The sequence below is a fragment of the Streptomyces sp. NPDC051218 genome (assembly GCF_044455475.1).
Classification (GTDB): domain Bacteria; phylum Actinomycetota; class Actinomycetes; order Streptomycetales; family Streptomycetaceae; genus Streptomyces.
Window position 1 is genome coordinate 258,338 of sequence record NZ_JBITEU010000012.1, and the last position, 21,895, is coordinate 280,232.

Here is a 21,895-nt window from a genome sequence, read left to right on the forward strand (position 1 = left end):
CCGTTTGAATCCGCGCGGGAGAGTTCCCGGTCGCCGTCGCAAGGACGCACCGGGGCGCCGAAGGAGCAAGTCCCTCCCTTGAATCTCTCAGGCCCCGTACCGCGCGGGCGAGGCACATCTGAAAAGCGGGCCGCTCCGGCGGCCCCACCCAAGGTGCAAGTCACGACCTCCCTTGTATGAGATGTACGAGGCGTACGAGTGCGTACGACCGGGTCGTGGTGAACCTCTCAGGTTCCGATGACAGATGGGGAGGACCGACCTCGCCCGTCATGCCCTGGGAGTTCAACGAATGAGTACCGTCCCCCGTCTGACCGCACTCGATGCCGTGCATCGCGCGCTCGGCGCGACCATGACCGACTTCGCGGGCTGGGACATGCCGCTGCGCTACGGCAGCGAGCGCGACGAGCACGTCGCCGTGCGCACCAAGGCCGGCCTCTTCGACCTCTCCCACATGGGCGAGATCACGGTCACCGGACCCGAGGCCGTGGACTTCCTGAACTTCGCGCTGGTCGGCAACATCGGCTCCATCGGTGTCGGCCGCGCCCGCTACACGATGATCTGCGCCGAGGACGGCGGCATCCTGGACGACCTGATCGTCTACCGCCTCGGTGAGCCCGAGGCCCCCGAGTACATGATCGTCGCCAACGCCTCGAACGCGCAGACCGTGCTCGACACGGTCACGGCCCGCGCCGACGGCTTCGACGTCGAGGTCCGCGACGACCGCGAGGCGTACGCCCTGCTCGCCGTCCAGGGCCCCGAGTCCCCCGGCATCCTGAAGTCCCTCACGGACGCGGACCTGGACGGCCTGAAGTACTACGCGGGTCTGCCGGGCACGGTCGCGGGCGTGCCCGCGCTGATCGCCCGCACCGGCTACACCGGCGAGGACGGCTTCGAGCTGTTCGTCGCCCCCGGTGACGCCGAGAAGCTGTGGGGCGCGCTGATGGAGGCGGGCGAGCCCGTCGGCCTGGTCCCCGCCGGGCTCTCCTGCCGCGACACCCTCCGCCTGGAGGCGGGCATGCCGCTGTACGGGCACGAGCTGACCGCGGAGCTGACGCCCTTCGACGCGGGCCTCGGCCGGGTCGTGAAGTTCGAGAAGACCTCGCGGTCCGACACCTTCGTGGGGCGCGCGGCGCTCGCGGCCGCCGCCGAGCGCGCCGAGACCGCTCCCCCGCGCAAGCTGGTCGGTCTGATCGCGTCGGGCCGCCGCATCCCGCGCGCGGGCTTCTCCGTGGTCGCCGACGGCAAGGTCATCGGCGAGGTCACATCCGGCGCCCCCTCCCCCACGCTGGGCAAGCCGATCGCCATCGCGTACGTGGACGCGGCGCACGCGGCCCCCGGCACCGAGGGTGTCGGCGTGGACATCCGGGGCACGCACGAGCCGTACGAGGTCGTGGCGCTGCCGTTCTACAAGCGCCAGAAGTGACACCCCGCACAACAGCCCCGTTCACCAGCACTCCCCCGCGTACAGGAGAATTCAGGTCATGAGCAACCCCCAGCAGCTGCGTTACAGCAAGGAGCACGAGTGGCTCTCGGCCGCCGAGGACGGTGTCGCGACGGTCGGCATCACGGAGCACGCGGCCAACGCTCTCGGTGACGTCGTCTACGCCGACCTTCCCGAGGCCGGCGCCGCGGTGACCGCGGGCGAGACCTGCGGCGAGCTCGAGTCGACCAAGTCGGTCAGCGACCTGTACTCGCCGGTGACCGGTGAGGTCGTCGAGGCGAACCAGGACGTCGTGGACGACCCGTCGCTGGTCAACTCCGCCCCGTTCGAGGGTGGTTGGCTCTTCAAGGTACGGATCACGGAGGAGCCGAAGGACCTGCTCTCCGCTGACGAGTACACCGAGTTTTCCGGCAGCTGAAGCCCCCCGAAGACCCCTAGGGACCACCTGATGTCGCTTCTCAACACCCCTCTCCACGAGCTGGACCCGGACGTCGCCGCCGCCGTCGACGCCGAGCTCCACCGCCAGCAGTCCACCCTGGAAATGATCGCCTCGGAGAACTTCGCTCCGGTCGCCGTCATGGAGGCCCAGGGCACGGTCCTCACCAACAAGTACGCCGAGGGCTACCCCGGCCGCCGCTACTACGGCGGCTGCGAGCACGTCGACGTCACCGAGCAGATCGCGATCGACCGGATCAAGGACCTGTTCGGCGCCGAGTACGCCAACGTCCAGCCGCACTCGGGCGCCTCCGCCAACCAGGCCGCTCTCTTCGCCATCGCCAAGCCCGGCGACACGATCCTCGGCCTGGACCTGGCGCACGGCGGTCACCTCACGCACGGCATGCGCCTGAACTTCTCCGGCAAGCAGTTCAACGTGGTCGCGTACCACGTCGACGAGGCCGGTCTGGTGGACATGGCCGAGGTCGAGCGCCTGGCCAAGGAGAACAACCCGAAGGTCATCATCGCGGGCTGGTCCGCCTACCCGCGCCAGCTGGACTTCGCGGAGTTCCGCCGGATCGCCGACGAGGTCGGCGCGTACCTGTGGGTCGACATGGCGCACTTCGCCGGGCTCGTCGCGGCCGGTCTGCACCCCAACCCGGTGCCGTTCGCCGACGTGGTCACCTCCACCACGCACAAGACGCTGGGCGGCCCGCGCGGCGGTGTCATCCTCGCCCGCAGCAAGGAGTTCGCGAAGAAGCTGAACTCCGCGGTCTTCCCCGGCTTCCAGGGCGGCCCCCTGGAGCACGTGATCGCCGCCAAGGCCGTCTCCTTCAAGGTCGCGGCGAGCGAGGAGTTCAAGGAGCGTCAGCAGCGCACCCTGGACGGCGCCCGCATCCTGGCCGAGCGCCTGGTCCAGGACGACGCGAAGGCCGTCGGCGTGGACGTCCTGTCCGGCGGCACGGACGTGCACCTGGTCCTGGTGGACCTGCGCAACTCCGAGCTCGACGGCCAGCAGGCCGAGGACCGCCTCCACGAGGTCGGCATCACGGTCAACCGCAACGCGGTCCCGAACGACCCGCGACCCCCGATGGTCACATCGGGCCTGCGGATCGGTACGCCCGCGCTCGCGACCCGTGGCTTCCAGGAGGACGACTTCCGTGAGGTCGCCGACGTCATCGCCGAGGCGCTGAAGCCGGGCGACGTCGACACGGAGTCGCTCAAGGCCCGCGTGTCGGCCTTGGCGGCCAAGCACCCGCTGTACCCCAACCTGTAGCGGTTTCGTACGCTTTCTTTCGTACGAAACTTCGGGGCACCGCGCACACTGGACACTGAAGACAGTGAGTGCGGTGCCCCGGCTCATGCCCCGCCCCAGCAGTTCTTTTCGCGCTTTGCGTAGTTCTCTGCACCACCCCGGCAGACAACGGCGTCTACCAATCACCCTTGGAGTTTCTCGTGGCCCTCTCGGTCTTCGACCTGTTCTCGATCGGCATCGGCCCGTCCAGCTCCCACACGGTCGGTCCCATGCGCGCCGCCCGCATCTTCGCGAGCCGCCTCAAGAACGAGGGCCTGATGGCCCACACCACCGCGATACGGGCCGAGCTCTACGGCTCGCTCGGCGCGACGGGCCACGGCCACGGCACCCCGAAGGCGGTCCTGCTCGGCCTGGAGGGCGAGTCACCGCGCTCGGTCGACGTGGAGTCCGCCGACGACCGCGTCGAGCAGATCAAGAGCTCCCACCGCCTCAACCTGCTCGGCATGCACGAGATCGACTTCGACTTCGCCGAGGACCTGGTCCTGCACCGCCGCAGGGCCCTGCCGTACCACGCCAACGGCATGACGATCTTCGCGTACGACCGCGACGGCGGGCTCGTCCTGGAGAAGACGTACTACTCGGTGGGCGGCGGCTTCGTCGTCGATGACGACGCGGTGGCCGGCGCGAACCCGATCGTGCCGGACGACACCGCCCTCAAACACCCCTTCCGCACCGGTGACGAGCTGCTGCGCCTGACCGAGGAGACCGGCCTCTCCATCTCCGCGCTGATGCTGGAGAACGAGAAGGCGTGGCGCACCGACGAGGAGATCCGCTCGGGTCTGCTCGACATCTGGGGCGTCATGCAGTCCTGCGTCTCGCGCGGCATGTCCCGCGAGGGCATCCTGCCGGGCGGCCTCAAGGTCCGCCGCCGTGCGGCCAACTCCGCCCGCAAACTCCGCTCCGAGGGCGACCCGCTGGCCCTCGCCATGGAGTGGATCACGCTCTACGCGATGGCGGTGAACGAGGAGAACGCCGCGGGCGGCCGGGTCGTGACCGCCCCGACGAACGGCGCCGCGGGCATCATCCCCGCCGTCCTGCACTACTACATGAACTTCGTGCCCGGAGCCGACGAGGACGGCGTGGTCCGCTTCCTGCTCGCGGCGGGCGCCATCGGCATGCTCTTCAAGGAGAACGCCTCGATCTCCGGCGCCGAGGTCGGCTGCCAGGGCGAGGTCGGCTCCGCCTGCTCGATGGCGGCCGGCGCCCTCGCCGAGGTGCTCGGCGGCTCGCCCGAGCAGGTCGAGAACGCCGCGGAGATCGGCATGGAGCACAACCTCGGCCTGACCTGCGACCCGGTCGGCGGGCTCGTCCAGATCCCGTGCATCGAGCGCAACGGCATGGCGGCCGTGAAGGCCGTCACCGCGGCGAAGATGGCGATGCGCGGCGACGGCAGCCACAAGGTGTCCCTCGACAAGGTCATCAAGACCATGAAGGACACCGGCGCCGACATGAGCGTGAAGTACAAGGAGACGGCGCGGGGCGGACTCGCGGTGAACATCATCGAGTGCTGAGGGGCCTTCCTCACTTCGCGAAGAGCAGGGCCTCCGCGCCCACCGGCCGGTAGCCGGCCGCCTGGAAGGCCCGCACGCTGCGTGCGTTCCCCGGGGACTGCTGGGCCCACACCGGCGCCGCGCCGGGCACCAGGTGCCGGGCCGCGCGCGCGAGCGCCCGGCCGAGCCCCCGGTGGCGTACGTCCTCTTCGACCTCGATCGCCGCCTCCCAGCGCCCGGCGAGCCCGCGCCCAAGCACCAGCACCCCGCTGCCGCTCGCGGTGGCCCACACCCGCACGTCGTCGCGGCGCTTGCGGGCCCTGACCACCCGGGGGTGGTCGGGGTCGTCGAGCTCGCGAAGGCCCAGGTCCGGGTCGGGGCCGCCGGGCAGGGCGTCGGCCACGGTCAGGAGGTCGGTGGTGTCGGTCGCGCGCCCCGTCCGCTCCAGGAAGGCGGCGAGGAACCGCGGGTTCATCGTGGCGGCCAGCGGATCGCAGGCGAGGGCGGCGAGGGTGGCGTGCACCCACCGCGGGTCCTCGTCCGTGACGACCACCGAGTGCGCGGTGAAGGCGATGACGCCCGCGTCGCGGTGGCAGGGCTGCGGCACGACGGTGGTGGTGCCGTCGGGCGGCGGGAACCGGCCGTCGGCCGCCGCGTCGAGGATCGCACCGAGCGTGGCAGGGGTCCTGGCCATGGGCGTACTCCTTGTGATCGCGTCCTCGGACGGCCGATACCCTAGCCCTCGTCAGTAGTGCACGAAGAAGGGGTGGATCCGGTGGCGGACATCGAGGAAGCGCGCAAGACGTTCGAGCGGTTCGACGCGGACGGCGACGGCTTCATCACGGCGGCCGAGTGGAAGTCGGCCATGGCGCAGATGGGGGACTTCTACGTCACCGAGACCGTCGCCGAGGCCGTGATCGGCACGAAGGACACGGACAAGGACAAGCGCCTGTCCTTCGACGAGTTCTGGGCGAGCCTGAACAAGCTGAACAAGTAGGCGAGTAACGACGTAGAAGGGGCCCGGCACACACACCACACGTGCCGGGCCCCTTCCGCGTACGTGTGCGACGCGCTCAGCGGGGGCGCCGCGCCGCCCGTACGCTCCACCGCCCCTCCGTGCGCTCGAGCCGCACCGGATGGTCGAAGCACTTGCTGATCCGGTCACCGGTCAGCACGTCGTCCACGGCGCCGGAGGCGAGCGCGCGCCCGTCGCGCAGCAGCAGCGCGTGCGTCGTACCTGCCGGGAGCTCCTCAAGGTGGTGCGTGACCAGGACCGTGGCGAGCTCCGGGTGGCTCTCGCGCAGGGTGTCCAGGCTGTCGAGGAGGCGCTCGCGGCCCGCGAGGTCGAGCCCGGTGGCCGGTTCGTCGAGCAGGACGAGCCGGGGCCGGGGCATCAGCGAGCGCGCGATCAGGGTCCGGCCGCGCTCCCCCTGCGAGAGCGTGGGCCAGCGCGCGTCCGTGCGGTGCGCGAGGCCGAGCATCGCGATCAGCCGGTCGGCCTGCTTCTCCTGCTCGGGTGTGGGGCGCCAACGGGGCAGCGGTTCGACGCTGTTGGTGAGCCCGGTGAGGACGACATCGCGCACCCGCAGGGGCGAGCGGAGCGGATGGCGGGGGTTCACATGACCGACGTACGCGCGCAGCTCGCGCAGGTCGACGCCGCCCAGCCGACGGCCGAGCACCTCGACCGTGCCGCGCGTGGGGTGGGTGACGGCTCCGCAGAGGCTGAGCAGGGTCGACTTACCGGCGCCGTTCGCGCCGAGCAGCGCCCAGTGCTCGCCGGGGCGGACGCTGAGCGTGACCTCTTCGAGGATGGGGCGCCCGTCGCGGACGACGGTGACGTCCGCGGCGTGCAGGACGGGGACGCCTGCGGTCATCGGATGACCACCGCCCGGTTCACCGCGGCGAGCACGGCCTGCACGGACGCGGTCAGGACCGAGGTGTCCAGGCCCGCGCCCCACCGGACCACGCCGCCCACCCGGCACTGCGCGTACGCAACGGCCTCGCTGGCGCCGCCCGCCTCGGTGGCGTGTTCGGAGTAGTCGAGGATGTCGACGGTGATCCCCGCGGCGGCGAGCGCCTCGACGAAGGCGGACAGGGGGCCGTTGCCCGCACCTTCGAAGTCCCCTGCGCGGTCGCCCACTTGGAGGGTGCAGACGAAGCGGTGGGCACCGTCCGGGGCGCGGTCGGTGGTCCAGGAGCTGAGCTCGACCTCGCCGCCGCCCTGCCCCGGCGCGACATAGGTCGCCCGGAACAGCTCGTACAGCTCCTTGGCGCTCGCCTCCCGACCGCTGTCGTCGGTGGCGTCCTGGACCACGCGTGAGAAGTCGGGGCGCATGCGCCGTGGCAGGTTGAGGCCGTGCCGGGTCTGCAGCAGATACGCCATTCCGCCCTTGCCGGACTGGGAGTTGACGCGAATGACGGCTTCGTAACTGCGCCCGATGTCGGCAGGGTCGATGGGCAGATACGGCACGTCCCACGGCGCCTCGCTCTCCGTGACCCCCAACTCGGCTGCGCTGCGCGCATGGTGGGCGAGCCCCTTGCTGATGGCGTCCTGGTGGGTGCCGGAGAACGCGGTGTGGACGAGGTCGCCCGCGTAGGGATGGCGGGGGTGCACGGGCAGCCGGTTGCAGTGCTCGACCACCTCGCGCACGGCGTCGATGTCCGAGAAGTCGACCATGGGATCGACGCCTTGGGCGTACAGATTGAGGGCCAGGGTCACCAGGTCCACGTTGCCGGTGCGCTCGCCGTTGCCGAAGAGGCAGCCCTCGACGCGCTGGGCCCCGGCCAGGACGGCGAGTTCGGCGCAGGCGACGCCCGTGCCGCGGTCGTTGTGGGGGTGGACGGAGAGGATGACGGATTCGCGCCGGGCGAGGTGGCGGTGCAGGTACTCGATCTGGTCGGCGTACACGTTCGGGGTCGCGATCTCGACGGTCGCGGGCAGGTTGTGGGTCACGGGACGTTCGGGACTCGCGTCCCACAACTCGGTGAGTCCGTCGCAGAGTTCGAGTACGTAGTCGGGCTCGGTGAGGTTGAAGGTCTCCGGCGAGAACTGGAACCGGATGTCCGCACCCGGCCGCGCGTCGGCCAGGCGCGCCATGTGGGCGGCGGCTTCCGTCACGACGTCACGCACCTGCGCGCGTGAGCGCCCGAGCACCACGTCGCGCCAGACGGGTGAGGTGGGGATGTAAAGGTGGACGACGGCGCGGGGCAGACCCTCGATGGACTCGAAGGTGTGGTCGATCAGGTCGGGCTTGGCGGGCGTGAAGACGACGATGCTGACGTCATCGGGGATGCCGCCGCTCGCGCTCAGCGCGGCGAGGTCGCGCACGAAGTCGAAGTCGGCCCGGCTGGCCGACGGGTAGCCGACCTCGATCTCCTTGAACCCCATCGAGACGAGCAGGTCGAAGAAGCGCCGCTTGCGGGCGGGGTCCATCGGCTCGGCGAGCGCCTGGTTGCCGTCCCGCAGGTCGACGGGGACCCAGAGGGGCGCACGCTCGATGCGGGAGCCCGGCCAGCCGCGGTCCTGCGAGGGGACGGTGACGCGGTCCTCGTAGGGGCGGTAGCGGTGGTGCGGCATGGGGCTCGGGCGCTGGGGGTTCCACGGGTACGCGGACAGATGGGCGGACAGTTCCGCAGACGGATACACAGTCGGATTCGCAGGGGACTTCACGGTGGCGGTGGCCTCTCGGCTCGGTCGGTGGGCCGACCGGCAGCACGGCACCCCGCGGCGGGGTGCCGGTCGCTTCAGGCCCCGCCGCGGCAGCCGAGAAGAAGGAGACCGCAGAAGATCACGGGCCTACACTAGGCACACATCAGCTCCCCGGACAAGCACTCCTCAGACAAGTACTCCTCAGACAACTCCACGTCCCGGAAGGCCCCCCCGCATGCCGCTCGGCTCCCTGCGCCCCAGCCCCTTGGTCGAACAGGCCACCACCCGCCTGCGCGACCAGATCACCGGCGGCCAGTGGCCCATCGGCAGCAAGCTCCCCGGCGAGACGACCCTGGCCAAAGAGCTCGGCATCGGCCGCTCCACCGTCCGCGAGGCACTGCGCTCACTCGCCGGGGCCGGTCTCGTCAAGTCCCGGCAGGGCGCCGGCGTCTTCGTCATCGCGACGGAGCCGGTCGCGGACTGGCCCACGCGGCTGCGGCGGGCCGCGGTGTCGGACGTGTACGAGGTGCGGATGCTGGTGGAGGTGCAGGCGGCGCGCCTCGCGGCGGTGCGGCGCACCGACGAGGACATCACGGCGATGCGGGACGCCCTCGAAGGCCGCAGGGCCACCGCGTCCGCGAGCGACGCCGCTTTCATCGACGCCGACATCGCCCTGCACGCGGCGGTCGTGGCGGCGGCCCGCAACCCCGTCCTCACGGACCTCTTCGCGGAGTTCGCCCCCGTGCTGCGGGAAGGCCTGCTGAACCTCCTCGACCTGATCGACGTACGCACCGAGGAGACCAACCACGGCGACGCCGCCCATGCCGCCCTCGTACGGGCCGTCGAGGCGAAGGACGCGGAGGAGGCGGCACGCGTCGCACAGTCCGAACTCCAGGACACCCTCGCCCGGTTGCCGGCCCGCGACTAGCCGGCGCCCACCCAGGACGCCGTGCTCAGCCGCGGTCGCTCGCGGGCTCGGGCTTCAAGCCGCGCTGATCGACCACGGCCCGCTCCAGGACCGCGTGGCTGCCGTACAGGACCTCGGGATTCCCCCCCTTGCCCGGCTTGCCGCCCGGCTTGTGGTTCTTCGTCATGTAGCCGCGCGAACCGAGGTAGGCGAAGGTCTTCTTGTCGAAGATCCATTCGCTGCGCGTCGCGAACGCCGACTCCTCGATGGTGATCCCGATCCCGTGGCGCCCCGCCGCGTCCACCGCGTCGGGCACCACGACCACTCCGGGGAGTTCGGCGACCACCTTGTAGAAAGCCGCGGCGTTCTCCGGCGGCATGACCGACCCGCCGACCAGATCACCGATCCGGTCGAAGACGGCCTGCGCCTTCGTCTCCCGCTCACCGGTCACCTCCGTCTCGGCGTACAGCTTCTTCAAGAGGGCGTCGGGGTCCGTGGGCAGCGAGGCGAGCCAGTCGTACGTCGGGCGGTCGGGCCCCTCCGGCAGAGCGCCGGTGTCATCGGAACCGTCCACCGCGGACGCCTCGATGGGCACGTCCTGCCCGGCCATCGGCGCCCCCTTCCCGGTCGCCCGGATCATGCCGATGTCCGTGACGGGTGCGGGATTCTGCGACAGCCAGACCTCTTCCTTGTACGGGGCGCCGAGCTTCACCGGCTCGTCGATCTCCCCCTCGTTGCCCTGGACGAGGTTGCGCGTGTAGACGAACTGGCTGTCCCTCACCGGCTTCGTCCCGGACTTCAGGGACGCGGTGGCGATCCGGTCGAGGGTGACGGCCGCGCCCGCGGTGGCACCCCGGCCCGCACCCATGTCGCGTACACCGTCACCGCCACCGGAGGGAAGCGTGGCGGCCAGGATCCCGGCCACCGCGAGCGCGGCGGCGGCCGGCATCAGCACCGCGGGACGCAGCGGCCCGCGGCGGGGCGCTGCGGGGACGCTCTCACCCCGAGTGTCGTGGGCGGTGTCTCGGTCGATCTGCTGCATCAGGACGTCCTTGTGGTGAAGGTGACGCCCCGGCGGAAGTTCCCATTCGTCTCCGTCCGACTCCGGCAGCAGGCGGGCCAGCGCATCGGCCTCGTCCTCTCCCCGGGGCGGGGTAGCGGCGTTCATCGGAATTCCTCCCGCAGGGGCAGGGCCACGAACGCGGCCCCACTCTCTACCTCTCCGCGGCCACGGAGAGGTTCCGTCACGTTCTTCACTTCCGCCGCACCGGTCCCGTCGGCCCCGAAGGCCCCGTCCTCGCTCAGCCGCCGCAGCCGCGCACGAGCCCGTGAGAGCCGCGACCGCACCGTGCCGACCGGGACGCCGAGCGCCTCGGCGGCCTGCGCGTAGTCGAGCCCGGACCAGACGCAGAGCGTGAGCACCTCACGCTCCTGCCGGCGCAGCCCGCGCAGCGCGCCGTGCACCGCAGCGAGCCGCCGAGCGTCGTCCATCCGCCCCGCCGACTCCTCGGCGAAATCCGCCACTTGGGGCGGCGTCGGCTGACGCGACAGAAAGGCGAGCCGCCTGCGCAGGCCCCGGTTGGCGTTCTGCGCCTTGTGCGTCGCGATGCCGAGCAGCCACGGCTTGAGCGAACCGCCGTCCGGCTCAAGGCGGTCACGGGTTCGCCAGGCCGCGAGGAAGGTCTCGGACATGACCTCCTCGGCGGTCGACCAGTCGCCGGTCAGCCTCAGGGCGTGGCTGTAGACCGTCCGCGCGTACGCCTCGTACAACTCACCGAACGCCTCGCGCTCACCTGCCCGGATACGTGCATGGATGCCATCTCCCAGTTCACTAGGCCTCACACCACGTATCTCTCCGCACCCCGGGCCGAGTTCCTGTGCCCCTCGTCACACGGGCGCCCCCTCATCCTCCCACCCACCGGAATAACCCGGCCGATCCGGAGGTTGGCTCCGTTACGACACCGGCGAACCTACCCCGGAGGGGTCAGTCATGAAGATCGGCATCATTGGCGCGGGCAACATCGGCGGCAACCTCACCCGTCGCCTCACGGCCGTCGGTCACGACGTGTCCGTGGCGAACTCACGCGGCCCGCACACCCTCACGGAACTCGCCGAGGAGACCGGCGCCAAGGCCGTGACGGTCGAGGAGGCCGCACACGACGCGGAGGTCGTCGTCGTGACGATCCCCCTGAAGGCCGTACCGAACCTGCCGTCCGGCTTCCTCGACGGCGCCGCCGAGAACGTCGCCGTCATCGACACCGGCAACTACTACCCGCAGCAGCGCGACGGAAAGATCGCGGAGATCGAGGAGGGCCTGACCGAGAGCCGCTGGACCGAGCGCCGGATCGGCCACCCGGTGATCAAGGCCTTCAACGGCACCTACGCCCAGGACATCCTCGACAAGCCCCAGCCCAAGGGCACTCCCGGCCGCGTCGCCCTCCCGGTGGCCGGCGACGACGAGGCCGCCAAGAAGGTCGTACGCGATCTGCTCGACGAGATCGGCTTCGACACCGTCGACACGGGCGGCCAGGACGAGTCCTGGCGTCAGCAGCCGGGCACCCCGGTCTACGGCCTGGCCAAGGACACCGAAGCCGTCACCAAGGCCCTGTCCGAGGCCTCCCCCGAGCGCACGGCGGAGTGGCGCGCCTGACCACCACCGGTCGCGCGGCGGGGCGTGGCTACGGCTTGGCCCAGTCCCGCAGCGCGTCCTCGCTGGCGAAGTCCGCCACGTTCTTGTCCAGCGGCGTCGACGTGTACTGGTGGATGCGCCAGTCCGCCTGGATACGGGGCTTGCCCGCCGTGACGTAGTCGGCGATCCAGAGGCCGTCGCCGGCGTAGGACGTGGTGTCGTGGTTGAGCCAGAAATCGCGGTTGCAGTACAAGATCACCCGGTGGCTCGGCCGCAGCCGCTTCACCTCGCGGATGAACCGGTCCTTCTCCGCGTTGCTCGCGCGCGTGCGGTCCCCCGTCCACTCCCAGTCCACCGCCAGCAAGTCCCCTGCTTTCTCAGGGGCCTTGCTGACGAAGTACTCCGCCTGGGCCGTGATGTTCCCCGGCCACAGGAAGTGGTAGAAGCCGACCACACAGCCGCCGTCCCGTGCCCGTTTCGTCTGGGCCGTCAGCCTCGGATTGACGTACGAACGGCCCTCCGTCGCCTTGATGATGACGAAAGAGATGCCGTCCGTCTCGAACGTGGATTGGTACGAGCTGACGTCGATGCCTTTGAGCACGTGCGGCCTCCTGAGCGGCAGAGGGGAGGGCGGCTGGATCTACCCTTCTCGTGCCCGGTGGCCGCTGTGGTCAACCGTTGAACAGCTCAGCGGAAGATCCCCGTGTGGCCGAGCGAGTAGCGGCCGGGCTGCGGGTAGACCGCGAGGCCGTGCGGGCCGCCGCCGACGGGGATGCGGGCCGTCTGGACGCCGGTGCGGGTGTCGATGGCGTACACCTCGGAGTCGTAACGCCCCGACAGCCAGAGGGTGTTGCCGTCCGCCGACACTCCCCCCATGTCGGGGCTGCCGCCCTGGGGGAGCTTCCACTTCTTGGTGAGCTTGTTCTTGGCGAAGTCGAACACCGAGACGGTGCCTTCGCCGCGGTTGGACACGTACATCTCGCGCGAGTCCCGGCTCACGTACAGGCCGTGGGTGCCCTTGCCCGTCGGCAGGAGCTTCGGCTTGTCGAACTTGTCGCCGCTCAGGACCCACATGCCGTGGGCCATCATGTCGGCGACGTAGAAGGTCTTGCCGTCGGGCGAGATCTTCACGTCCTGCGGCATGGCGCCCTCGAAGGGCAGCTTCTGCTGGGCGACCACCTTCATCTTCTCGGTGTCGACCTTCAGGAGTTCGCCCGAGAACTCGCAGGAGACGATGAAGTAGCGGCCGTCGGCGGAGAAGTCGGCGTGGTTGACGCCGTAGCAGCTGACCGGTTCGGTCTTGACCTTCTTCATGGTGTGCGGGTCGCGGAAGACGAGCTCGCGGTCCATCGACGCCATCACGATCGCGTACTTGCCGTTGGGCGTGAAGTAGAGGTTGTACGGGTCGTGCACGTCGACGGGCTTGCCCGCCTTGCCGGTCTTGGGGTCGATGGGGGTGAGCGTGTGGCCGCGGTTGTTGTTGACCCAGAGCGTCTTCATGTCCCAGGAGGGGACGACGTGCTGGGGCTGGACCCCGACGTCGATCGTGTCGATCACTTCGTACGACTTGGGGTCGATGACCGAGACGGTGTTGGAGTTGGTGTTGGGGACGTAGACCCGGGAGGGGAAGTCCTTGACCACGGGGGAGAGTTTGTTCGGGCGGTCGGCCGCGTAGACGTCCTTGGGGTCGAGGACGGGCGGCATGCCGGGCAGTCCGGGCGGAGCCTTGGTCTTGGCGGGCTTCTGGACGCCCTTGGTGCTCAGGGCCTCGTTCTCGCGGGCGTCGCTGCCGCAGCCGGCGAGCGCGGCGGTGACGACGGCGCCGGCGGCGACGACCGCCGCGGCGCGCCGGGTGAGGTTCAGGTGGAGGGTCATCAGGTCAGCAACTCCGTGGTCGTCACCGCGCGCAGGTCGCGGCGGTCGAGTTCTTCCAGGACGGCGGGGAGCGCGGCGACCGTGTCCGCGTACCCGAAGTGCAGGCTCACGACGGAACCCGGGCGTACCTCTGAGGTGATCTTGCGGGTGACGGCCGGGGCGCCGGGCGAGGTGAAGTCGAGGGAGTCGACGTCGTACGAGAGGACGTGCGGGTAGCCGGCGCGGCGGGCGAGGCGGGCGACGAGGGGGGTCGCGGTCTCGGCTCTGGAGGGGCGGAACCAGGTGCCGATGGAGCCGGTGAGGCGGCGCAGTCGTTCGGCGCAGCCGGTGATCTCCGCGTAGGCGTCGGCCTCGGGCAGTGCGTTGATGGTGCGGTGGTGGTGGGTGTGGTTGCCGAGGTCGTGGCCGCCGTCGATGATTCGGCGGGCGAGTTCGGGGTGTTCGTCGAGCCAGCTGCCGACGGCGAGGACGGTGATCTTCGCGTCCGCCTGCTCGGCGATGGTGAGCAGGGAGCGTGCGGTGGCCGGGTCGCCCTGGCCGTGGAAGGTGAGGGCGACCTGGGGCCGGCCGCGGGGGCTGTGCGCGATCTGGTCGGGGAGGCCGGGAAAGTGGCGGGGTGCTGGGGCGGCTCGGGGTGTTTTCGCGGCGGGGTACCGGGCGGCGGGAGCGGCCTGGTCCGCGGGGGCGGCTCCGAAGGAGGAGCAGCCTGCGGTGAGCGCGCCCGCGACGGCCAGTTCGGCGCCCGTGCGCAGGGCTCCACGGCGGTCGGTCTCGGTCACACGACCATTTAATGGGCAAAGAGGGTGAAAGCCGCTTATTGCTCTCCTTTGCGCCCTTCGGGTCGGCGGGGTGAGGGCGTGCGCCACACCCTCACCTCTTGCGGAACACCTGCCACAGCCAGAACTTAACCAGCGTTTACCAGGCAGGTGTCCCAGCTCACCAAGGATTCACTTCTACACTGCCCCGATTCGCACCCGTATGCCCGGATAGGGACTTTTGGATCGCCGGGCCCCGTCTGCCATAGTCGGAGCCACGACCCCCATTGACCCGGGCTCAGGTCGTTCCGGCGTCGTGGACCACACCCCTTTGTCCGCGGCGCCCCGCGCAGGCCCCCGCGATGCCGTACCGGCGACCGGGGGCTTTCGCGTATCAGCGGCCACCTCGGCGTCGCCTCAGCGGTCGGCGACCCGCATCTCGAACCAGGTCGTCTTGCCCCGCGGCAGCAGGTCCACGCCCCACCGGTCGGAGAGCTTGTCGACGAGGAAGAGGCCGCGGCCACTGAGGTCGAGTTCCTGGACGGGCATCAGGCAGGGCAGGCCGCGCGAGGGGTCGCGCACCTCGATCCGGATCCAGCCGCGCCGCCGCATCATCCGCAGGCCGAAGACGCGGGCGCCGGTGTGCCGCACGGCGTTGCCGACGAGTTCGGAGGTGAGGAGCACCGCGTCCTCGGTCAGCTTCGGGGAGAGCCCCCAGTGCCGGAGCACCACGACTTGGGCGAGCCTGCGCGCGATGGCCGCGGACTCCGGGCGCGACGGCAGCGGAACCTCCGCGTCCGTCGGATTGCCGAACAACTCGAGCGCCTTGAGCGCGTGTTCGTCCTCAACCGCCGGCGACCAGCGCGCCGCGGTCGCACTCCCGTGTCGCCGCGGCTGTTCGATACCCTCCAGCCCCGCCATGTCCCCCATCATGGCCGCACGGAACGCATTCCGGGGCCGTTCCGACGGAATAAGCCCCCCGGAACCATCCGTTCCGGGGGGCCGGGTAGGCATATGCCAGAGGCAGTTAGGCCCCTGCGGCACCCACGCTGACCTGCGATGACTGCCCGCTTACGAGTGATCACTTACGGCCGCGAGCGCGACGGGCTTAAGGTTCTCTTAAGCCCGCCATAATCAGCCCCTTCGGGGGACACTTTGGCTGACGCAGCCTCAACTGGCCGGTTCCCGGCGTGACTTCGTGCGTCGATTCAGAGGAACTTCGCCTTGCCGGGACCCTCCTCGACGAAGCTGCGCATGCCCCGCTCGCGGTCCTCGGTGGCGAACAGACCGGCGAACCAGGTGCGTTCAATCGCGAGCCCGGTGTCGATGTCCGTCTCCAGGCCCGCGTCCACGGACTCCTTGGCGGCGCGCAGCGCGAGCGCGGGCCCCTGCGCGAGCCGCGCGGCCCACTGGTGCGCCTGCTCGTACACCTCGGCGGCGGGCACGACCCGGTCCACCAGGCCGATGGTGAGCGCCTCTTCGGCCTTGACCATGCGGCCGGTGAAGATGAGGTCCTTGGCCTTGGACGGGCCGACCAGACGGGACAGGCGCTGGGTGCCGCCCGCGCCGGGGATCAGGCCGAGCAGGATCTCCGGCTGGCCGAGCTTGGCGTTGTCGGCGGCGATGCGGAAGTCGGCGCAGAGGGCGAGCTCGCAGCCGCCGCCGAGCGCGTAGCCGGTGACGGCGGCGACGACGGGCTTGGGGATACGGGCGACCGCGGTGAAGGAGTCCTGCAGCGCCCTGGACCGCGCGACCATCGCCGCGTGGTCCATGGCCTGCATCTCCTTGATGTCCGCGCCCGCGGCGAACACCTTCTCGCCGCCGTAGATGATCACGGCGCGTACGTCGTCGCGCCGGGTCGCCTCTTCGGCCAGCTCCTTGAGCCGGTCCTGGAGGGCGATGTCGAGCGCGTTCATCGGGGGGCGGTCGAGGCGGATCGTGCCGACGCCCTCGGCGACTTCGAGATGCACAGATGTCATGCGGGGCACGTTAGCCGTGCCCCGCATGACGGCGACATGTGGCCGGGGTGTGATCCCGGTCGGCCGGTCAGGCCTTCCACTTCTCCCAGGACATGTTCCAGCCGTTGTAGCCGTTCTCGGGCTGGATCGTCTTGTCCGCGGAGTTCTTCACGACCACGAGGTCCCCGATGAGGGAGTTCTCGAAGAACCATCCGGCGGGCGTCTTCTTGCTGTAGCCGCCGCGCACGTCGCTCAGGCCTATGCAGCCGTGGCTGGCGTTCGTGTTGCCGAAGGCGCCGCCCGACCAGTAGTTGCCGTGGATGAACGTGCCGGAGGTGGACAGGCGCATCGCGTGCGGGACGTCCTTGATGTCGTACTCGCCGCCGAAGCCGACGGTCTCGCCGTTCATGCGTGTGACCTGGAGCTTCTCGCTGATGACCATCTGGCCGTTGTACGTGGTCGTGCCGGGGGCGCCCGCGGTGATCGGGATCTTCTTGATCTGCTTGCCGTCCCTGACGACCTTCATCTGGTGCGACTTGGCGTCGACGGTGGAGACCTGGCTGCGGCCGATCGTGAACTTCAGGGTCTTGGCCTGCTCGCCGTAGACACCGGGGCGGCCCTCGACACCGTCGAGGTTGAGGTCGACGGTGACCTTCGTGCCCGCCTTCCAGTACTTCTCGGGGCGGAAGTCGATGCGGTCGTTGCCGAACCAGTGCGGCTCGACGTCCACCGCCGGCTCGGTCTTGATCTTGATGGCCTTCTCGACGTCCGCGGGCTCGGTGATGCCACGGTTGAAGTGGACCGAGAACGGCATTCCGACGCCGACCTTCGAGCCGTCCTCCGGCGTGAACTGCCCGATGAAGGTGTTCTTCGGGGTCAGCGTCGTGAAGGTGGTGTCCTTGGCGGACTCACGTCCCTCGGAGTCCTTGGCTATCGCGTGGACCTTGTACTTCGTGGAGGCGGCGAGGTGGTGCGCCGGGGTCCAGCTCGCGCCGCCCGAGGTGATCTTGCCCGGGACCGGATTGCCCTTGCTGTCCTCGACCTTGACCTGGGAGAGCTTGCCCTTGTCGGCGGCTATCTTCAGTGCGCCGCTGGTGGCCACCGCATCGGCGCCGTCCTTCGGAGCTATGGTCACCACTGCCGTCGACGGCGCGTTCTTGTCGGCCGCCTTGCCCTTGCCTTCGCTGCCGGAGTCCGAGCCGCCGCCCCCGCCGCATGCCGTGACCAACAGCAGCGTCACACCCGATGCCACCGCAAAGAGGCCCTTGGTGCCCCGTCGTCGTGCGCTCCCCCGCGCACCAACCGACGTCCCCGATATCGGTCGCCCGTTCACGATGTGTCTCCCCTCGCACGGCCTGGTCAGGCCCGCACCCCAGTGCCTCAGCGCGCACAGACACGCGCCTGCGCTAGATAACCACACGGCCCTGACCGATGACTCCCCGCCAATGTCACTGTTCAGTCCCAACTGCGCATGGTGTGCGGGCCCTGCCTCAGCGACCGTCCGCGGGGCGGGCCGCCGGCTTGGTGCCGGGCGGCGCCGTCCAGTCCTTCCACTCCATGTTCCAGCCACCGAGCCCGTTGTCGGGAGCGACTTTCTTGTCATCGCTGTTGACGACTTCCACCACGTCGCCGATCAGGGTCCGGTCGAAGAACCATCCCGCCGGGGTCTGGGAACTGCCGCCCTTCACGTCGCGCAGGCCCACGCAGCCGTGGCTGACATTCGTGTTGCCCGGCGCGTTCGGGGCCCAGTAGTTGCCGTGCAGGAAGGTGCCTGAGGTCGTCAGGCGGATCGCGTGCGGGACGTCGGGGATGTTGTACTCGCCGCCGAAGCCGACGGTGCGGCTGTTCATCCGGGTCACCTCCAGCATCTCCGTGACCACCATTTTCCCGTTGTACGTGGGGGTCTTGGGAGCCCCGGCGGTGATCGGCACCGTGGAGAGGATCTCGCCGTCGCGCCGTACCTCCATCGTGCGATCCGAGGCGTCGACCAGGGAGGTCTGGCTGCGGCCGACCGTGAACGAGAAGCTCTTGTCCTGGAGGCCGTAGACGCCGGGGGCGGCCTCGACGTCGCGCAGGCGCAGTCCGATGGTGACCTTCGTGCCGGGTTTCCAGTACTTCTCGGGGCGGAAGTCCACGCGGGTCTTGCCGAACCAGTGCGGTTTCACGTCGACTTCCGGCTTCGCGGTGACGCTGATGGCGCGCTGGACGGCGTCGAGGTTCTCGATCTCCTGGTTGAACTCCAGGGAGACGATCATGCCGGTGCCGACGGTGGAACGGTTCTCCGGTGACACGTAGGCGATGAACCGCTCGTCGGGGACGGCCGTCGTGAACGTCGTGTGCCGGGCGGAGCGGCGGCCGTGGCCGTCGAGGGCGACGGCGTCCACCTCGTACTTCGCGGCGAGCGCGAGGCCGTCCTCGTCCAGTGGCTTCCAGGTCATGCCGTCCTCGTCGATGCGGCCCGGCACCGGAGCCTCCTGGGCGTCCTGCACCCGGACGACCTTCACCGATTCGAGGCGGCCGTCGGGGACCTCGACCTGGAGCCGTTCGTCCGCCTTGACGCCCTTGCTGCCGTCGTCGGGGGTCACCCGGATCGCATCGGCGGGTGACCGTGGCTTGCCCATCAGCCGGTCGACGCCACCGCCGTCACCGCTGCATCCCGCGGCCCCGGCCAGCAGTCCTGCCCATGTCATTACGGCGGCCAGCGCGGCCCCTGCGCGCCGAGCGCGCCTCGCTACCTGTCTCACGACCGTCCCAACGACGGTCCCCCTCCTGGGGAAACGTGAGTGCGACGCACGCGCTGGGCAGAACAGTGGGGAGGACGGCGCGGGCCATCGGGTCCACACGTGCCGTCCGGTCGGGTAAGCCCCCGCCGCCGGGACGCGGCAGGGGTCGAGCCGCAGGAGGCGAATGGGTGTCCAGCGCAGCCGAACAGGAAGCACTCAGGGGTGGGCGGCGCGGGACGGGCGCGGCCGCGGGGAACGGGAAGGCCCCCGCCGTGAACGGGACGTCCAAGGAGGTGCGCGGCGCGCCGCGCGGTGCCCCGCCGGCGCGCGGGCTGCCCGCGTGGCCAGGGGCGCCGACGCCGCTCGGCGCGCGGTACAGAGTGGGGCCGGACGGCGTCGCCGGCACCAACTTCGCGCTGTGGGCGGGGGGTGCGGAGGCCGTCGAGCTCTGCCTGTTCGACGAGCGTGGCGTCGAGACGCGCACGTCGCTGACCGAGCTGACGCACGAGATATGGCACGGCTTCGTGCCGGGCGTCCGGCCGGGCCAGCGTTACGGCTATCGCGTGCACGGCCGCTGGGACCCGTGGACGGGGGCCCGCTGGAACCCGGCGAAGCTGCTCCTCGACCCGTACGCGCGCGCGGTGGACGGCGACTTCGCGACGCACGGGCTGCCGCCCGAGGTGTACGGGCATGTGCGGGACTGGCCGCAGCAGCACGTGGCCGACACGGTGCGGGACGACAGGGACTCGGCGCCGTACGTCCCCAAGGGTGTGGTCGTGCACGATGACGCGCCGGACGACGAGTGGGCGGACGACCGGCGCCCGAAGACGCCGTGGGCGGACTCGGTCATCTACGAGGTCCACGTACGCGGCTTCACCAAGCTGCACCCGGGGATTCCGGAGGAGCTGCGGGGGACGTACGCGGGGCTCGCGCATCCGGCGGCGGTCAGCCATCTCGTACGGCTCGGGGTGACGGCGGTGGAGCTGCTGCCGGTGCACCAGTTCGCGCACGAGGACCATCTTTTGCGCCGGGGTCTGAAGAACTACTGGGGCTACAACTCGATCGGCTATTTCGCGCCGCACGCGGCGTACGCGGCCTCGGGTACGAGGGGGGAGCAGGTCGGCGAGTTCAGGCGGATGGTGCGGGCGCTGCACGAGGCCGGGATCGAGGTGATCCTGGACGTGGTCTACAACCACACGGCGGAGGCGGGCGAGCTGGGCCCGACGCTGTCGCTCAAGGGCATAGACAACCGCGGGTACTACCGGGTGCAGCCGTCGGACGCGCGGCGGTACGCGGACTACACGGGCTGCGGGAACACGCTCCAGGTGGTGCAGCCGCATGTGCTGCGGCTGATCACGGACTCCTTGCGCTACTGGGTGACCGAGATGGGGGTGGACGGTTTCCGCTTCGACCTCGCGGCGGCCCTTGCCCGCTCGTTCCACGACGTCGACATGCTGTCGCCCTTCCTCGCGGTGATCGCGCAGGATCCGGTCCTGCGGCGGGTGAAGCTGATCGCCGAGCCGTGGGACGTGGGGTCAGGCGGTTATCAGGTGGGGGCCTTCCCTCCGCTGTGGACGGAGTGGAACGACCGCTACCGAGGCGCGGTGCGGGACTTCTGGCGGGGGGCGCTGCCCGATGTGCGGGATCTCGGTTACCGGCTCTCCGGGTCGAGTGACCTCTATGCGTGGGGCGGGCGCAGGCCGTACGCGTCGGTGAACTTCGTGACGGCGCACGACGGGTTCACGCTGCGGGACCTGGTGAGTTACGAGCGCAAGCACAACGAGGCGAACGGGGAGGGGAACAGGGACGGATCGGACGACAACCGGTCGTGGAACTGTGGCGTGGAGGGTGAGACGGCGGACGCGGGGGTGGCGCGGCTGCGGCGGCGGCAGCTGCGCAATCTGCTGACGACGCTGCTGCTCTCGACGGGGGTGCCGATGCTGGTCGCCGGGGACGAGATGGGGCGTACGCAGCGGGGGAGCAACAACGCGTACTGCCAGGACAACGAGGTCAGTTGGGTGGACTGGGGGCTGCTGGACGAGCCGGAATGGGCGGCGCTCTTCGAGCTGACGTCCCGTCTGATCTCGTTGCGGCACCGGCATCCCGTGCTGCGGCGGCGGGCGTTCTTCTCGGGGCGTGCGCATTCGGCGGACGGGCTGCGGGATCTGGCGTGGTTCACGGCGCGCGGGAGGGAGATGACGGAGGGCGACTGGTACGCGCCTGCCGCGACGCTCGGCATGTATCTGTCCGGGCGTGACATTCCCGGGCGCGATGCCCGGGGAGCGCCGATCGTCGACGACAGCTTCCTCGCGGTCCTGCACGCGGGGAGCCGTGCGGCGAGCTTCATGCTGCCGGGGGCGCCGTGGGCGCGGGCGTACGAGGTGGTGGTGGACACGTCCCTGGAGGAGCAGGGGGACGCGCCGGGCACGGTGCTGCGCGCCGGCTCCCCGGTCACGGTCGCCGCGCGGTCGGTGCTGTTGCTGCGGGTGCGGGACGACGGGGCGGGGGGTGGGGGCTGAGGGCGCGGGTGGGGCTGAGGGCACCCGGAGGCGGGCCCGCATTGGTCCGTACCTGCCCATTGCAGCGCTGTCCCGCACGGGTCAAGCTCAGCCCATGGACCTGGAGTTGAGGCACCTGAAGACGATCCGGGCGATCGCCGACGCGGGCAGCCTGACCAAGGCCGCCACCGCGCTCGGGCTCGCGCAGCCCGCCCGTCGC

General features: G+C 70.4%; 19 protein-coding genes, 2 pseudogenes and 1 riboswitch. Of the genes and pseudogenes, 9 read left to right on the forward strand and 12 right to left on the reverse strand.

What is annotated here, in order from left to right:
- The first annotated feature begins 5 nt into the window (after positions 1 to 5).
- Positions 6 to 112, forward strand: a riboswitch (glycine riboswitch).
- A 177-nt stretch (positions 113 to 289) separates the two neighbouring features.
- The 4 genes from gcvT to ACIBCK_RS33320 all read left to right on the forward strand — a co-directional run bounded on the left by gcvT (position 290) and on the right by ACIBCK_RS33320 (position 4,702).
- Positions 290 to 1,423, forward strand: a complete 1,134-nt coding sequence (gcvT, locus tag ACIBCK_RS33305; RefSeq protein WP_399396280.1) for a glycine cleavage system aminomethyltransferase GcvT — start codon at positions 290 to 292, stop codon at positions 1,421 to 1,423.
- A 58-nt stretch (positions 1,424 to 1,481) separates the two neighbouring features.
- On the forward strand, positions 1,482 to 1,859 hold the full coding sequence (gene gcvH / locus ACIBCK_RS33310) for a glycine cleavage system protein GcvH (RefSeq protein WP_399396281.1): 378 nt from the start codon (positions 1,482 to 1,484) through the stop codon (positions 1,857 to 1,859).
- Positions 1,860 to 1,889: 30 nt separating this feature from the next.
- On the forward strand, positions 1,890 to 3,152 hold the full coding sequence (gene glyA, locus ACIBCK_RS33315; RefSeq protein ID WP_399396283.1) for a serine hydroxymethyltransferase: 1,263 nt from the start codon (positions 1,890 to 1,892) through the stop codon (positions 3,150 to 3,152).
- A gap of 179 nt (positions 3,153 to 3,331) precedes the next feature.
- Entirely contained in the window at positions 3,332 to 4,702 is a 1,371-nt protein-coding gene (locus ACIBCK_RS33320; protein WP_399396345.1) for an L-serine ammonia-lyase, read from the forward strand.
- Between the two features lie 10 nt (positions 4,703 to 4,712).
- Here ACIBCK_RS33320 and ACIBCK_RS33325 read toward each other — a convergent pair whose 3' ends face one another.
- Positions 4,713 to 5,375, reverse strand: a complete 663-nt coding sequence (locus ACIBCK_RS33325; RefSeq protein ID WP_399396285.1) for a GNAT family N-acetyltransferase — start codon at positions 5,373 to 5,375, stop codon at positions 4,713 to 4,715.
- 81 nt (positions 5,376 to 5,456) lie between these two features.
- Here ACIBCK_RS33325 and ACIBCK_RS33330 point away from each other — a divergent pair, with 81 nt between their 5' ends.
- Entirely contained in the window at positions 5,457 to 5,678 is a 222-nt protein-coding gene (locus ACIBCK_RS33330; RefSeq protein WP_367049276.1) for an EF-hand domain-containing protein, read from the forward strand.
- 76 nt (positions 5,679 to 5,754) lie between these two features.
- Here the strand turns inward: ACIBCK_RS33330 and ACIBCK_RS33335 are convergent, their stop codons facing one another.
- Entirely contained in the window at positions 5,755 to 6,555 is an 801-nt protein-coding gene (locus ACIBCK_RS33335; RefSeq protein ID WP_399396287.1) for an ABC transporter ATP-binding protein, read from the reverse strand.
- Positions 6,552 to 8,258, reverse strand: a complete 1,707-nt coding sequence (leuA, locus tag ACIBCK_RS33340) for a 2-isopropylmalate synthase (protein WP_399396347.1) — start codon at positions 8,256 to 8,258, stop codon at positions 6,552 to 6,554. Before leuA ends, ACIBCK_RS33335 begins: the two co-directional genes overlap by 4 nt.
- A 307-nt stretch (positions 8,259 to 8,565) precedes the next feature.
- Here leuA and ACIBCK_RS33345 point away from each other — a divergent pair, with 307 nt between their 5' ends.
- On the forward strand, positions 8,566 to 9,258 hold the full coding sequence (locus tag ACIBCK_RS33345; RefSeq protein ID WP_399396289.1) for a FadR/GntR family transcriptional regulator: 693 nt from the start codon (positions 8,566 to 8,568) through the stop codon (positions 9,256 to 9,258).
- 25 nt (positions 9,259 to 9,283) lie between these two features.
- Here ACIBCK_RS33345 and ACIBCK_RS33350 read toward each other — a convergent pair whose 3' ends face one another.
- Positions 9,284 to 10,405: a CU044_5270 family protein gene (locus ACIBCK_RS33350; protein WP_399396291.1), complete on the reverse strand. Its 1,122-nt coding sequence runs from the start codon at positions 10,403 to 10,405 to the stop codon at positions 9,284 to 9,286.
- The gene (locus ACIBCK_RS33355; protein WP_399396349.1) at positions 10,402 to 11,052 is read right to left on the reverse strand and encodes an RNA polymerase sigma factor; all 651 of its coding nucleotides are present in this window, start codon (positions 11,050 to 11,052) and stop codon (positions 10,402 to 10,404) included. The genes ACIBCK_RS33350 and ACIBCK_RS33355 overlap by 4 nt, the downstream gene beginning before the upstream one ends.
- Positions 11,053 to 11,185: 133 nt before the next feature.
- Between ACIBCK_RS33355 and ACIBCK_RS33360 the strand changes: the two are divergent.
- A pseudogene (locus ACIBCK_RS33360) lies at positions 11,186 to 11,887 on the forward strand (NADPH-dependent F420 reductase); the annotation flags it as partial.
- 28 nt (positions 11,888 to 11,915) lie between these two features.
- On the opposite strand, the gene ACIBCK_RS33365 reads toward ACIBCK_RS33360, so the two are convergent.
- From ACIBCK_RS33365 to ACIBCK_RS33395, 7 genes are all read right to left on the reverse strand, one after another.
- Complete coding sequence (locus ACIBCK_RS33365) at positions 11,916 to 12,467, reverse strand: glycoside hydrolase family 25 protein (RefSeq protein WP_399396292.1); 552 nt, start codon at positions 12,465 to 12,467, stop codon at positions 11,916 to 11,918.
- 86 nt (positions 12,468 to 12,553) lie between these two features.
- The gene (locus ACIBCK_RS33370; protein ID WP_399396294.1) at positions 12,554 to 13,741 is read right to left on the reverse strand and encodes a PQQ-binding-like beta-propeller repeat protein; all 1,188 of its coding nucleotides are present in this window, start codon (positions 13,739 to 13,741) and stop codon (positions 12,554 to 12,556) included.
- Entirely contained in the window at positions 13,741 to 14,520 is a 780-nt protein-coding gene (locus ACIBCK_RS33375; RefSeq protein WP_399396296.1) for a polysaccharide deacetylase family protein, read from the reverse strand. Before ACIBCK_RS33375 ends, ACIBCK_RS33370 begins: the two co-directional genes overlap by 1 nt.
- Positions 14,521 to 14,913: 393 nt before the next feature.
- Positions 14,914 to 15,417, reverse strand: coding sequence for an ATP-binding protein (locus tag ACIBCK_RS33380; protein WP_371527060.1), 504 nt, complete (start codon positions 15,415 to 15,417; stop codon positions 14,914 to 14,916).
- Positions 15,418 to 15,704: 287 nt separating this feature from the next.
- Positions 15,705 to 16,475, reverse strand: a complete 771-nt coding sequence (locus tag ACIBCK_RS33385) for an enoyl-CoA hydratase/isomerase family protein (protein ID WP_399396298.1) — start codon at positions 16,473 to 16,475, stop codon at positions 15,705 to 15,707.
- A 67-nt stretch (positions 16,476 to 16,542) separates the two neighbouring features.
- Positions 16,543 to 17,787: an Ig-like domain-containing protein gene (locus ACIBCK_RS33390; protein WP_399396300.1), complete on the reverse strand. Its 1,245-nt coding sequence runs from the start codon at positions 17,785 to 17,787 to the stop codon at positions 16,543 to 16,545.
- A 157-nt stretch (positions 17,788 to 17,944) separates the two neighbouring features.
- A complete protein-coding gene (locus ACIBCK_RS33395; protein ID WP_399396302.1) occupies positions 17,945 to 19,144 on the reverse strand; it encodes an Ig-like domain-containing protein in 1,200 nt (399 codons plus the stop codon).
- A gap of 221 nt (positions 19,145 to 19,365) precedes the next feature.
- Between ACIBCK_RS33395 and glgX the strand changes: the two genes are divergently transcribed.
- Both glgX and ACIBCK_RS33405 read left to right on the forward strand, forming a co-directional pair.
- A complete protein-coding gene (gene glgX / locus ACIBCK_RS33400) occupies positions 19,366 to 21,696 on the forward strand; it encodes a glycogen debranching protein GlgX (RefSeq protein ID WP_399396303.1) in 2,331 nt (776 codons plus the stop codon).
- 94 nt (positions 21,697 to 21,790) lie between these two features.
- Positions 21,791 to 21,889, forward strand: a pseudogene (locus ACIBCK_RS33405) (LysR family transcriptional regulator); the annotation flags it as partial.
- Positions 21,890 to 21,895 lie beyond the last annotated feature (6 nt).